Source organism: Pelagibius sp. CAU 1746 (genome assembly GCF_039839785.1).
GTDB lineage: Bacteria > Pseudomonadota > Alphaproteobacteria > Kiloniellales > Kiloniellaceae > Pelagibius.
The window spans coordinates 2,534,034-2,546,092 of the sequence record NZ_JBDOQT010000001.1 but is presented as its reverse complement, the minus strand read 5'-3'; the positions used below and the strand labels follow the sequence as shown (position 1 = coordinate 2,546,092).

Genomic DNA, 12,059 nt, shown 5'->3' with positions numbered 1-12,059 from the left:
GTAATGACAAGTGGGACCCATGGCCGATCGGAAGACCATCGCCAGAGAGCTGGCACAGTTCCAAGCCCCCGTGCTGCGTAAGAGCGTCCTCCAAGTGGTGACGTCGTTCGGCGGATTCTGCATATCCTGCGCTGCCATCTATGCTCTCGTCGACGTCTCGTACTGGCTGGCGCTCACTCTCGTACCGCTGGCCGCCGGCTTCCTGGTACGTATCTTCATCATTCAGCATGACTGCGGCCACCACGCGTTTTTCCGCTCGCGCCTCACCAACGACGCCGTCGGTCTCGCCTGCAGCCTGTTCACCTTCACGCCCTATGCGTCCTGGCGCCGGCAGCACGCGGGTCATCACGGTGTCTGGAACGATCTCGACCGCCGCCAGAGCGGGGCCGACATCTATTCCTCCTGCCTGACTGTCGAGGAGTACCGGGCATTGAGCCCGCGAAGCCGTTGGTGGTACCGCGTGACACGGCATCCGCTGGTTGCCAACGTCCTGCTGCCGCCGTTCATTTTCATCCTGCTCTATCGCCTGCCCTTCGACATGCCGAAGTCCTGGCGGCGGGAACGCAGGCTGATACACCTGACCAGCCTGGCGCTCGTGCTGGCCCTGGGCGGCCTCGGCCTCCTGCTTGGCTACGACCGTGTGGCCGCGGTGCAGATCCCGGTTCTGGTCATCGCTTCGATCATCGGTGTCTGGCTGTTTTCGGTACAGCACCGCGGGGAGAGAACGCTGTGGAGCCGACACGCCGCCTGGGATCCGACGACGGCGGCCTTGAAGAGCTCGACCTACCTGCGGCTCCCGAAGGTCCTTCAGTGGTTCACCGGCAACATCGGATTCCATCACATCCATCACCTCAATCCACGCGTCCCGAACTACTGGCTCCAGGAATGCCATAAAAGGATCGCAACGTTCTGCGACGTTCCGACACTATCCTTCCTTGAAAGCCTTCGCGCCCTGAACTTCGTCTTGTGGGACGAGAAACGCGGCAGGATGATGACGTTCCGGGAAGCGAGCGAAAGCGCGTGTGGCCCGGCACCGAGTGCCACCACCGACGCTAAGTAATCGGGTGCCTCCAGGCGCGGATCTGCGTCACCTTCACCGAATTCTTCGCCCTGCTCCAAACCCTCGCGGCCGGCGCAAACAAAGACCGGGGCGTGCCGGCGAACCGGCCCGCCCCGGAGGGGTAGTTGTGCAGTCTGCTCAGTTGAGCGGCGGGAAGGGATGGCGCGACGTGCCGCACCCGAATGCGTCCCGCTTCGGGGCCATTTCAGGCCGTGCCGCCAAGGCGGCGTTGCGGTCGGTCTGGTAAGCCACCAAGACCACTCGGTTCTGCGCTTCACGGACACCGTTACCGGTCGGCAGGATCAGGTCGGTCTGACCCATGGGTATGATCCGGGTTTCCACACTTGCCGGCAAGCCGCGGGCCCGCAGCGCAGCGACCACCGAGCGCGCCCGGCAGTCGGAAAGCCCGTAATTGTAGTCATTCGTCCCGCTCGAGTCGGTACGCCCCATGACGTCGATCCGGGCCGGCTTGATCGTCTTCACCTGGCTCAGTATCTGGTCGAGCGCCGCGTCCTGATCCGCAGCCGTCTGGCCGCCGACGCTGTTCTGCCCTGGCTGCAGCAGACCATAGCGGTCGAAGGCGAACCTAACGACGCTGACCCTGCAAAGCGTGCCACTCTCGTTGTAGCCGCTAGGATCCTGCATGCAAAGTGAAGCTGTCGGCGCCGGCGGTGGCGCTGCGGCAGGGGCCGGGGCCGCCGCGGTCTGCAGGGTGGGGCCGCATATGGCTGCCTGATTGTATTGCTGCTCGGACATTTGCTCGATCCAGCAATCGTACTTCAGCTGCTGCGCTGCCGCCGCATGTGGATTGCTTTGCCTGTTGGCCGCGATCCAAGGCGCCAGGTTATCGCGCATGGTCTCCGCCGACTGCTTGTCGGCCCCATGCAGCCCCCGGGCGCGATCACCGGTCGCCACGGTCCAGGAGTTCGGCTGCTCCATGACGGTGTTCTTATCGTTCGCCGTCGCGATCGCCTTCAGATAGTACAAATCGGCTGTGCGGTAGTTTCCTTGGTAGTACTCATCGTCGGCATTCTTCGTATAGCCGTCGACCAGCGCCTGCTGAAAGGGATCGGCCACCGGCGCAAGCGCCCTGGCCCTATCCTGATCGCCGCCGACGACGAAGCTTGGTCCGAGATCGGAACAGGCGCCGACGAGCAGGGCAGCAGTGAGACACGAGAGGATTTTGTATGTAAGCATTGAGTTTCCCCTTCTGCTAAGCATGATTGTTCGTTGTCTTAAAGATCAACTGGAGCAAAAATAGTCCTTGCCTGTGTTCCCGGACAGCATCGGAAAACACTCACAAGGTTTCTTTGCTGTTCCGTCGCGTCACCGCGTGACCAGGTCCGGAACGGGCCAATCGTTCGCACAAGCCAAGTCCACCCTAGGCGACCGTCGGCCGCTATGCATTTCCATGAGGACGGTCAGGTAGCGTGTCAGTCCAATGGTGCTTTCCCTCGCCTGGTGGACATCCGGCACCGCCGCGAACCCGTACTTCCTGGTCAGCGTCATGGTCTGCGCTTTCGATGTTTCATGCCGGCGATTATCACTCGCTGCCTGGTCGAGGGTTCGAGGATTCTCTGCCGGCCGTAACTCGACAGCGGCTCGCCGACAGCGGCGGCCAGTCAGCAATGCCGTACGTACTCGCAGGCAAGCGCCACGGTCCGCTAGATTCGCCCAACCAACACCAAGACGACGAACACAACGAGTAACAGGCCGATCCCGCCGCTCGGCAGGTATCCCCAGTTGGCGCTATGCGACCATGTGGGCAGGACACCCAAAAGCATGAGCAGCAGGATGACGATCAGGATGGTCCCGAGGGACATGGTAGTTCTCCGCTGGCAACGGGTATCCCTTTAGGTCTACCGGGGAACACTTCCCGCGAGCCGACAGGGTCGTCACCATTCGTCGCAGGCTATGAGGCGACGAACCACTGACATAGCCTCGGAATCTACTCAGCGCGGGTCCTCGTGATAGCTCTCTGACGGTGAACTGCATGCCGTAATCATGAACGGGAGCTTGACAGGCACCGGCAAAGGTTCTTCAACCAAACCACTTTCCTGCAACTTCCACTTGGTGGTTTGAGCCATTGGAATTCTTTCGGGTATCTGAAGTCAGATCCTCCGACCTATTCCTCAACAAGATTTTTGTCGGAGAACTGCGTGATCTAGAGGCAGTCTTCGCCCACCCTTCTGGCAGGCCACCCGCAAATGAATTTCCGCCTTGGGTCAAAGACGGAAGTCGCCAACGGCCGGAGGTGATGTCGACTCTCCACCCCTCAGCGGAAGTCACTGCCGACCAGGCGCTCGTAGGTACAATCGGAGGCAGAGCACTGCCCGGAGGGAACCGCCGCGAATGACCCAGCTCGATCAATGCGAGGTGCGCACCTCCCCGCCTGGCACTCCGGCCGTGGACTCCGCCTTTCCGGGAACGGGCCGCACACCCCGGCACCTGCGCCCTCGATCGGCGATTCCGCGGAACGATCGCATTTGCGGCAAAGGCACTGGACTGTGCCACAACGGTGTGACACATTGGCTTCCGGCGCTCGCCAAAATGGCTGCGAAATCAGATAGTTATGGTTAATCCTGGTTCGAATCCAGGTCCCCCAGCCATCCCCCCCTTAAGTTATTGTCTTCACGACAAAAATCGAATGGCCCAGGGAAGAATTGCCCGCCATGGCCCGTTTTTCGGCGGCCTGTCCCGCGCGGACCGCGGCAGACCGCGCCTAGCCCGCATCCAGCCGGCGGACCCCTTCCGCCAGGAGCGGCACCACATCTATTTCATTACTCTCATGGCATAGCGTGTTGGTCGTCACGACCCGGCTGGCGCCTGCGGCGAGCAGTTCCCTGTAGGCAGCGCCCGCGAAAATACCGTGCACCGCGACGCAGACCGCCGGCGCCAGCCCGGCCCGCCGGAGGTGCCCGAGCGTTTCGATCAGGGTCCGCCCGCTCGAGACGATGTCGTCGACCAGTACCGGGGTGTAACCGCTCCAGCGCTCGACGTGCGGGATCGAGATCTCGACGTCGCGGTCGCCGTGGCGAACCTTCTCCAACACCACGTGCGGAGCGGCCCCGGCAACCGCCGACACCCACTGCGCACTCTCACTGTCCGGACCGATCAGCAGTGGCCGCTCGACATTGTCGCGGATCCACGCCGCGAGCAGCGGAGCGGCGTGCAGGGTGACCGCCGGCACGCTGTAGATTTCCGCCAGAGAATGATGGCGGTGCAGGTGGGGATCCACGGTGACCAGCCAGTCGACTTCCCGGCTCACCAGGCCGGCGAAACAGGTGGAGGTCACCGCTTCGCCGGGCTGGAAGCGGCGGTCTTGGCGCATATAGGCGAGGTAGGGAGCGACGAGCCCCACCGAGGTGGCGCCCAGCTCGCGCGCCGTCGCCGCGGCGAAGGCCAGCGGCAGGAACTTGCTGTCCGGCCGGTCGAGGGAGCAAAGGAGAATCACGCTGCGCCCCGCCGGCGAGCTGTCATAGCGCAGATAGCTTTCGCCGTCGGGAAAGCTCCTGCGGTTCATTTGCGCGCGCTCTGCGCCCAATGCGGCCGCCAACGGTGAAGCCAGAGGATCTTCCTCGTCGAGGGCAACGAGCAACGGCTCCATCAGGTGGCCTCGGCGACGGCGATGATGTCTGGGCTGGCCGCCACATAGTCCAGGCTATAGGCGAGTTCGCCCGGCGCCTCGGCATGGACGGTATAGAGCGGCGAGCCCGGTTCCACCTCGGACCCGAGGCGGACATGCAACTCCACTCCGGCGGCCTTGGCGTCCGGCGCGCCGGCGAGCTTGGCGACCTTCGCAAGTCGACGGTTGTCGATCGATAGCACACGGCCCGAACGGGCCGCCCCGACCGGCTGCCGATGGCGGGCTCTCGGCGGCTCCCGCATCCCGCCCTGGGCTTCGCAGATGCGCTGGAACTTGGCCCAGGCCGCGCCTGACTCCAAGGTGCTCTGCGCCATTTCCGCACCGGCGCCCTGGGCGGCGGCACCGCCGACTTCGAGCAGCACGCCCGCCAGCGCCAGAGACTTTTCGCGCAGGTCTCCAGGGGCGTCGGCCTGCCCCTGCAGCACCGCCAGCACGTCACGGGCCTCCAGCGCCGGGCCGATGCCGCGTCCCACCGGCTGGCGCCCGTCGGTGATGAGGATTCGCGCCTCCAAGCCGAAGTCGTGGGCCACGGCGCTCAGGCTTTGCGACAGCCGCGAGGCATCCGCGGCGCTGCGCACCTTGGCGGTGGGGCCCGTCGGCACATCGAGCACCAGGTGGGTGGAGCCCGCGGCGATCTTCTTCGAGAGCACGGAGGCGACAAGCTGCCCCTCGCTGTCCAACTCGAGCGCCCGCTCGACGCGGATCAAGGTGTCGTCTGCTGGGCTCAGGCGCACCGCGCCGCCCCAAATCACGCAGCCGCCTTCCCGTTCCACCACCCGGCGCATGGCCGGGATGTCGAGGTCGACGGGCGCCAGGGTCTCCATGGCGTCGGCGGTGCCAGCCGGCGAGGTGATGGCCCGCGAGGATGTCTTCGGCATGGTCAGGCCGCAGGCAGCGGCGAGAGCCACCACAATGGGGGTTGTACGATTGCCCGGCAGACCGCCGACGCAGTGTTTGTCGACCACCGGCCGCTGCGGCCAGGTCAGCTTGTCGCCCGCCTCGGTCATGGCACGGGTCAAGGCGATCATCTCGGCCAGATCCAACGGCCGGGCCGAACAGGCGGTGATGAAGGAGGACAGGTGGATGTCCGAATAGCGGCCGCCGACCACGTCGGTGATGATGTCGTTCAGCGCGGCGCCGTCAAGCTCCCGGCCGTAGACCTTGCCGCGCACCTTACTGAGGGACTCCAGCGGGTCCGGGTGGCTTACGGCAATGGTGGCGCCGTCGCTAAGTCCAAGGCGGTGCCAGGCGGATTCCGACAGGCCGGCCTCATCGTGCGCAAGCAGACCGCCGATCACCTGGTGCAGCGTCGCGATGATGGAACGCTTGCCGTTGGTGAGACGGATCCGGGTATGGGCGGCGAAGCCCTCGGCGCGGCAGACGTGGCAATCCTTGCGCATGTAGACGATGGCTTCGTATTGGGAATCGATGCCAAGCCGCCGGGCGCGCAGGCTGTGGACCCCTCGCCCATCGGTGCTGCTATGATGAAGGGGGCCCTCGGTCATGGCAGCATCGCCTCTTCCCTATACTCGGGCACGGAGACGTCCCAGCCGAGCTCCTCCTCTATGCGGTGACGCAGGCTGTCCGACGCCGACGGCTCGCCATGCACGATGAAGCTGTGCTTGGGGGCCTGCCGGAAGTTGCTCAGCCAAGCCATGATTTCGTCGGCATCGGCATGGGCGGAGAACATCGAGAGATTGGCGACCTGCGCGCGGAGCGGCACATAGGCACCGTGGACCTTCACCCGTTCGGCCCCGGCAACCATCGCCGCGCCGCGCGTACCCCCGGCCTGGAATCCGGCGAAGAGGATGGTGTTCTTGGGATCGGGCGCCATGACTTTCAGATGGTGCAGCACGCGGCCGCCGGTCGCCATGCCGCTGGCGGAGATGATGACCTTCGGCATGGCGTCACGGTCCAGCGCCTTAGAGTCGTCCGCGCTGCGGGTATAGCGCACCGCATCGCAAGATCTGCGGCACTCGGCGGCGCTAAGGCGATGCTCGCCAAGGTGCCAGCAGAAGATCTCACTGGCGTCGATGGCCATGGGGCTGTCCAGGAAGACCGGCAGATCCGGAATCCGGTCCTGGGCCTTGAGGCGTTGAATGTGGAACATCAGGGACTGAGCACGGCCCACGGCGAAGGAAGGCACCAGCACGCTCCCACCCCGCGCGGCCGTGCGGGAGATCGCATCGGCGAGCACGTCTTCGGGATCGCGCCGGTCGTGCAGCCGATCGCCATAGGTCGACTCGACCAGCAGGTAGTCGGCCTCCCGCACCGCTGTCGGATCGACCATGGTGGCGGAGCCGGGGCGTCCAAGATCGCCGGAGAAGACGACCGTCCGCCCGGCACAGGAAATCCTGACGATCGCCGCGCCCAGGATGTGGCCCCCGGGCAGGAATTGCACGGAGAGCCCCTCGGCAACCTCCCGTTCCGCGTGAAAAGGCATCGGCCTGAAGGATCGCAGGGCCTCCTCCGCGTCCGCCTTGGTGTAGAGTGGCAGGGCCGGACGATGCCGCGAAAAGCCGTGACGGTTGGCGAATTCCGCGTCCTGCTCCTGTAGATGTCCGCTGTCCGGCAGCAGGATTTCGCAGAGGTCCCGGGTGCCGCCCGTGCAGATCACCGGCCCGGAGAAACCGTTCCGGATCAGCAGCGGCAGGTAGCCGGAGTGATCCAGGTGAGCGTGGGTCAGTATAACCGCGTCGAGCGTTTTCACATCGACCGGCAGCGGCGCCCAGTTGCGCCGGCGCTGCTGCTTGAAGCCCTGAAAGAGACCGCAGTCGACCAGCACCCGCGCGTTTTCGCTCTCAAGCAGGTACTTTGAACCCGTTACCGTGCCCACGCCGCCGAGGAATGTGATTTTCAGAGACATCCGTCTTGCTCTCTTGCCGGTCTCCCCACCCCGGTCGCCCCACCCCGGTCGCCCGAGGCGGTCGGCGCCGTTCACGGTTTCGCCGATCACTGCGCACTCCAAGAACTGCTCGCCGCTCACGGTACCGGCAAGACCTCCCCCTGTTCGGCGTCACTGCCGAGTGCGCCTGCATCCTCCCGGCGATTGTCGCAGGAGAAAGGCCGAAGTCCCACTGCGGGCGACGATGCCGGGTTATCCTTGACCTTACAGCGGCTGGAAGGTCTATCAAAAACTTCATGCTCACCGTGACTGTGCCGCCGCGCGCAGGCTGCGAGCAGGGAAATGCGATCCAGGACAAGGACCCCGGATGGCCTTCCGCATCTTGAATCGGTCCGGCCTCGGGCCAATTTCCGGTAGGGAGTGGCTATCGGCATGACCGGCTTGACGCAGATCAAAGTCGCCAGGCGGCCAAGCCGATAGAAAGCACAAGCCGATAGAGAGCAAATGTACGCAAGGCAGGTTTATTCGGCATGATGGCGACGGCCAAGAACCGCACCCTGAAAGGACGCCCCCACTGGCGCCTGCGCCTAGGTGTTTTCGCCTGCCTTCTGGCGGTCACGCTTGCGCTCCTCGGGCATGTCGACCCGTCGGAGGCAGTTCCGGCCGACGGCAAGGCGATGGCCGTGATGCTGATACACGCCGACGACCCGGCAGAACGCAGCAGCGCCGCGGTCCCGCAACATTGCCTGCAACACGTACAGTGTTCTTTCCACGCCCTACTCCCCTTACCGCCGACGGCAGACGCTCTCGCCGCCGGGCGCCTCGGCGTTTCGGCGAACGCCCACGGCGACAGCCGGGCTATTTCTCCCCACCGCCACCCTCCAAAGCTCCAAGGCCTTCTGTAAGCGGCCGGCCGGCCGCATAGCGGCCAGCTCAGCAATCACTCATGGACTTCGCTCCTGAGCGCAGTAGGCCGCATCCGGTGGTCTAGACCGTAAACGCATCGCCTCCGAGGCGAGCGCCACGCCTCGGTCTGTCCTGAATCTTCTCAACGAAACCCGGCAAAGGTGCCCCGCACCCTTCCGGAGTCACGCAGAAGAAGCCAAGACTATGGAAACCCTGATCTACTTCGCCCTATGGGCGGGCATGATTTTTCTGATGATGCGGATCGGCTGCGGCGCTCACGTCATGGGCCATAGACAACATCGCTCAAGCGGCCGGCAGAACCCGCAAGCCGGGCAAGACACCGTCCGCTGGGTCCCGCCGGAGACGGATACGGATCCGGTCTGCGGCAAGACGGTCCGTCCCGACCAGGCCAAGCCCTCGGTACATGGCGGCATGGTTTACTATTTCTGTTCGCGAGAATGCCGGGAACGCTTCGAGGCGGCGCCCGATCTGCACCTCGCTCCAGAAGCCGGTCCGCAGGTAAAGCGCCTGGGGGCCGCCGATGGTTGAGACAGGCCGGACCAGACCGCCGGATATGGTGGATGGATCGAACGGCGGCAAACCAACGGAGCGATCCGGAGCCGGCATCGCCTCTTCCTGGGAAGTTCTGCTGGCGCCAGTTCTCGGCACCGCGCCGTTGCCGCTCGGCGCCGCGATTGGCGCCATCAATGCCAGGCTCCCGGACGGAGAGACACGACTGGTGGCGCGCGATTGCGAAACTCCAGCCGCGGCCCCGGCCGCCACGAGATCATGAGGGTCGAATACAATGAGTCTTTCAGACAACATCGCGAAGTATGCGGTTCTAACCGTCGTCGGACTGGGCGCGGGCGTGCTGCTGTGGCAGGCCTTTGAGCCAGGTTCGACGGCGGACGGCCGGATGGCGGACGTGACGGTGCCGCAGCTCTCGGACCGGGCAACCGAGGGCAAAGTCGCCTTCGACGCGGTCTGCGCCACCTGTCACGGCGCCAACGCAGCGGGCAGCGACAAGGGACCTCCCCTCGTCCACGACATCTACAATCCGGGGCACCATTCCGACGACGCCTTTCTCCTGGCGGCGCAGCGTGGGGTACGCCAGCACCACTGGCGCTTCGGCAACATGCCGCCGCAGCCGCAGATCTCCGAAACCGAGATCAGGGACATCGTCCAGTACGTCCGCGAACTGCAGTTGGCCAACGGCATCACCTACAAGCAGCACAGAATGTGATACGGCGAAGGAGGTAAACAGCAATGCGCATCGCTCCTAGACCCGGCCAGGGCTTTGCCTGGTACCTGAAACCCTTTTTCTGGAACCAGCGTCGCAAGTATGGCAAGGCCCTCGACGCCGCCCTGCTCTGGGCGCGATCGCCGCGGCTCTTCCTCGGCGTCGCCGCGCTCTACGGAGCGATCGACCGCCGATCCTCGCCGATCGACCCGGCGCTGCGCTCGTTGGTCACGGTGCGGGTTTCCCAGATCAACGGCTGCGCCTTCTGCGTCGACCTGAACTCGGCGACCCTGATCAAGCGTGGGGTTGCCGCAGAGAAAGCCCTGGCTCTCAGGAACTGGCGCGACAGCGATCTTTTCACTCCGCGCGAGCGGACCGCACTGGCCTATGCCGATGCCATGACGCTTTCTGAGGCGGGAGTGAATGACGCACACTTCGAGGCGCTACGCCGGGAGTTCAGCGACGACGCGATTATCGAGCTCACCGCCCTCGTCGCCTTTCAAAACCTCTCGAGCAAGTTCAACGCCGCCCTGAGCGTGCCGCCGCAGGGCTTTTGCGATCTGACCACGACTTCCGGCCAGCCCGGCAACGGGGAGGCGCCGGCCAGCGGCGCGGAGGCCCCGGCTGGCGCAAGGGAAATCTCGTCGCCACACAAAGGGACCTGCCATGGAACAAGATAACCTTCCCAATTCACCGGCGCCGCCGCCCACTCCCTTCTGGCGGTCGCGCGGCGGCACTGTCCTCATTGCCTTTCTGGCGATCGGCGGTCTGCTGCTCGGCTACGAACACCGCGCTCACATCTTCAGTGGCGATGGCGTGCTAATCGCCCTCCTGGTCGCCTGCATCGCCATGCATCTTTTCATGCACCGGGGACATCACGGCCGAAACAACGGCGACTCGGGGCGAGGAGACCGGTCGTGAGCGAGGACACCCCCGCCTATGGCTTGTGGCTTTTGGTCATCGTCAACTCGGCGATCTTCATCCTCTTTGCCCTCAGTTTCTTCAAGCCGCGGACGAGACGCGACTGGCGGTCTTTCGGTGCGTTCAGCGCATTCCTCGTGGCGCTCTTCACCGAGATGTACGGGTTTCCGTTGACCCTCTACCTGCTGTCAGGTTGGCTGCAGAGCAATTACCCCGGAATCGATTGGTTCTCCCACGATGCCGGCCACTTGCTGGAAATGCTGTTCGGCTGGAAAGTCAACCCGCATTTCGGACCCTTCCATCTGCTGAGTTTCGCCTTCATCGGCGGCGGCTTCGTCCTCATTTCCGTCGCTTGGCGGGAGCTGCACGCCGCACAGCAACAAGGCCGGCTGGCCACTTCCGGACCCTATGCCTGGGTCCGCCACCCCCAATACGACGGCTTCGTCATGGTTATGGCCGGCTTCCTGTTGCAGTGGCCAACCCTACTCACCCTGGCCATGTTTCCGGTCCTCGTCTGGATGTATCTACGCCTCGCCCGTTCGGAAGAGCGAGAATCCCTTGCCAGCTTCGGCGACGGCTATCGCGACTATGCCCGCAACGTGCCGGCATTCCTGCCGTCGCTTGCACGGCTTGCCGAAGGCGGAACGCAATGACGCTTCGATTGCCCGGCGCATCCGAAACCACGCGCCGAGGCCCACAGTGATAACGAAAGGAGACAGAAAATGACCAAACCACTGCTCGCGGCCGCTGTTGCCGCCACGGCACTCTTTCTGAGCCTGCCGCACCCGGCCTTGGCACAGACGCAAGGACAGCAGCAACACCATGCTCAAGGCCAAGGCAATCCCGCCGCACCCTCGGCCGACGTGCCGGGCGCGGCGACCCCCGGGCCGATGGAGCCCGGCATGATGCAGACGCGGTCCCAGGAAACGATGCCCCATGGAACGATGGGGCAAATGATGGGCGGAATGATGCCCGACGGCGCCCGGATGCCCATGATGGGGGCCGGAGCCGGCATGGGCATGGACATGGGATCGGCGGGCTGTCCCATGATGGCGCAGATGATGCGCATGCATCCGGGAATGATGTCGATGATGCACGGCGGCATGGGGTCCGGCAGCGGCATGATGGGGCGAGGCAGCCATGGCGCAATGATGGGTCAGCGTGGCGGCCAAGCGTTAACGATGATGGGCGGCGATGACACGAAGTTGGACTCAGGCATCGTCACGCCGGCCCGGCATTTATCCCCCGACGATGTCCGTGACTACTTCACGCACCGTCTGCAGCGGATCGGTAACGATCGCCTGAAGCTCGGTGACATCACGCAGACCGACCCTGATTCCATCACCATCGAGATCCTCACCCAAGACGGTTCGCTCGTCGACCGCCTGAACGTCGACCGCCACAGCGGCGAGATCGAGCGGGCGGGATAGCACCCTCCCTG

General features: G+C 64.5%; 13 protein-coding genes. 7 read left to right on the top strand and 6 right to left on the bottom strand.

The genetic code is table 11. The annotated features are described in order from the left end of the window. The first annotated feature begins 19 nt into the window (after window positions 1-19). Window positions 20-1,060, top strand: coding sequence for a fatty acid desaturase (locus AAFN88_RS12070; RefSeq protein ID WP_347520563.1), 1,041 nt, complete (start codon window positions 20-22; stop codon window positions 1,058-1,060). A gap of 138 nt (window positions 1,061-1,198) precedes the next feature. On the opposite strand, the gene AAFN88_RS12065 is transcribed toward AAFN88_RS12070, so the two are convergent. The 6 genes from AAFN88_RS12065 to AAFN88_RS12040 all read right to left on the bottom strand — a co-directional run bounded on the left by AAFN88_RS12065 (window position 1,199) and on the right by AAFN88_RS12040 (window position 8,324). Then, complete coding sequence (locus AAFN88_RS12065; RefSeq protein ID WP_347520562.1) at window positions 1,199-2,257, bottom strand: OmpA family protein; 1,059 nt, start codon at window positions 2,255-2,257, stop codon at window positions 1,199-1,201. Window positions 2,258-2,724: 467 nt separating this feature from the next. Beyond that, window positions 2,725-2,883, bottom strand: a complete 159-nt coding sequence (locus AAFN88_RS12060; RefSeq protein ID WP_347520561.1) for a DUF3309 family protein — start codon at window positions 2,881-2,883, stop codon at window positions 2,725-2,727. An 899-nt stretch (window positions 2,884-3,782) separates the two neighbouring features. Continuing rightward, window positions 3,783-4,667, bottom strand: coding sequence for a ribose-phosphate pyrophosphokinase (locus tag AAFN88_RS12055; RefSeq protein ID WP_347520560.1), 885 nt, complete (start codon window positions 4,665-4,667; stop codon window positions 3,783-3,785). After that, window positions 4,667-6,211: a thymidine phosphorylase family protein gene (locus AAFN88_RS12050; RefSeq protein WP_347520559.1), complete on the bottom strand. Its 1,545-nt coding sequence runs from the start codon at window positions 6,209-6,211 to the stop codon at window positions 4,667-4,669. Before AAFN88_RS12050 ends, AAFN88_RS12055 begins: the two co-directional genes overlap by 1 nt. Next, window positions 6,208-7,572, bottom strand: coding sequence for an MBL fold metallo-hydrolase (locus AAFN88_RS12045; protein WP_347520558.1), 1,365 nt, complete (start codon window positions 7,570-7,572; stop codon window positions 6,208-6,210). The genes AAFN88_RS12050 and AAFN88_RS12045 overlap by 4 nt, the downstream gene beginning before the upstream one ends. A 566-nt stretch (window positions 7,573-8,138) precedes the next feature. After that, a complete protein-coding gene (locus tag AAFN88_RS12040; protein WP_347520557.1) occupies window positions 8,139-8,324 on the bottom strand; it encodes a hypothetical protein in 186 nt (61 codons plus the stop codon). A gap of 337 nt (window positions 8,325-8,661) precedes the next feature. On the opposite strand from AAFN88_RS12040, the gene AAFN88_RS12035 reads away from it, so the two are divergent. From AAFN88_RS12035 to AAFN88_RS12010, 6 genes are all read left to right on the top strand, one after another. Next, entirely contained in the window at window positions 8,662-9,006 is a 345-nt protein-coding gene (locus AAFN88_RS12035) for a YHS domain-containing protein (RefSeq protein WP_347520556.1), read from the top strand. Window positions 9,007-9,262: 256 nt separating this feature from the next. Then, window positions 9,263-9,700, top strand: a complete 438-nt coding sequence (locus tag AAFN88_RS12030) for a cytochrome c (protein WP_347520555.1) — start codon at window positions 9,263-9,265, stop codon at window positions 9,698-9,700. A gap of 23 nt (window positions 9,701-9,723) precedes the next feature. Then, on the top strand, window positions 9,724-10,377 hold the full coding sequence (locus AAFN88_RS12025; protein ID WP_347520554.1) for a carboxymuconolactone decarboxylase family protein: 654 nt from the start codon (window positions 9,724-9,726) through the stop codon (window positions 10,375-10,377). After that, entirely contained in the window at window positions 10,364-10,618 is a 255-nt protein-coding gene (locus AAFN88_RS12020; RefSeq protein ID WP_347520553.1) for a DUF2933 domain-containing protein, read from the top strand. Before AAFN88_RS12025 ends, AAFN88_RS12020 begins: the two co-directional genes overlap by 14 nt. Beyond that, window positions 10,615-11,271 carry an isoprenylcysteine carboxylmethyltransferase family protein gene (locus AAFN88_RS12015; RefSeq protein ID WP_347520552.1) on the top strand — a complete coding sequence of 219 codons (657 nt, stop codon included), beginning with the start codon at window positions 10,615-10,617 and terminating at the stop codon, window positions 11,269-11,271. Before AAFN88_RS12020 ends, AAFN88_RS12015 begins: the two co-directional genes overlap by 4 nt. A 69-nt stretch (window positions 11,272-11,340) precedes the next feature. Next, on the top strand, window positions 11,341-12,048 hold the full coding sequence (locus AAFN88_RS12010; protein ID WP_347520551.1) for a hypothetical protein: 708 nt from the start codon (window positions 11,341-11,343) through the stop codon (window positions 12,046-12,048). Window positions 12,049-12,059: the final 11 nt, after the last annotated feature.

Coding starts and splice junctions, on each gene's coding strand:
- AAFN88_RS12045 (WP_347520558.1), bottom strand. CDS start 7,572: ATGTCTCTGAAAATCACATTCCTCGGCGGCGTGGGCACGGTAACGGGT.
- AAFN88_RS12010 (WP_347520551.1), top strand. CDS start 11,341: ATGACCAAACCACTGCTCGCGGCCGCTGTTGCCGCCACGGCACTCTTT.
- AAFN88_RS12030 (WP_347520555.1), top strand. CDS start 9,263: ATGAGTCTTTCAGACAACATCGCGAAGTATGCGGTTCTAACCGTCGTC.
- AAFN88_RS12050 (WP_347520559.1), bottom strand. CDS start 6,211: ATGACCGAGGGCCCCCTTCATCATAGCAGCACCGATGGGCGAGGGGTC.
- AAFN88_RS12060 (WP_347520561.1), bottom strand. CDS start 2,883: ATGTCCCTCGGGACCATCCTGATCGTCATCCTGCTGCTCATGCTTTTG.
- AAFN88_RS12025 (WP_347520554.1), top strand. CDS start 9,724: ATGCGCATCGCTCCTAGACCCGGCCAGGGCTTTGCCTGGTACCTGAAA.
- AAFN88_RS12035 (WP_347520556.1), top strand. CDS start 8,662: ATGGAAACCCTGATCTACTTCGCCCTATGGGCGGGCATGATTTTTCTG.
- AAFN88_RS12070 (WP_347520563.1), top strand. CDS start 20: ATGGCCGATCGGAAGACCATCGCCAGAGAGCTGGCACAGTTCCAAGCC.
- AAFN88_RS12055 (WP_347520560.1), bottom strand. CDS start 4,667: ATGGAGCCGTTGCTCGTTGCCCTCGACGAGGAAGATCCTCTGGCTTCA.
- AAFN88_RS12065 (WP_347520562.1), bottom strand. CDS start 2,257: ATGCTTACATACAAAATCCTCTCGTGTCTCACTGCTGCCCTGCTCGTC.
- AAFN88_RS12020 (WP_347520553.1), top strand. CDS start 10,364: ATGGAACAAGATAACCTTCCCAATTCACCGGCGCCGCCGCCCACTCCC.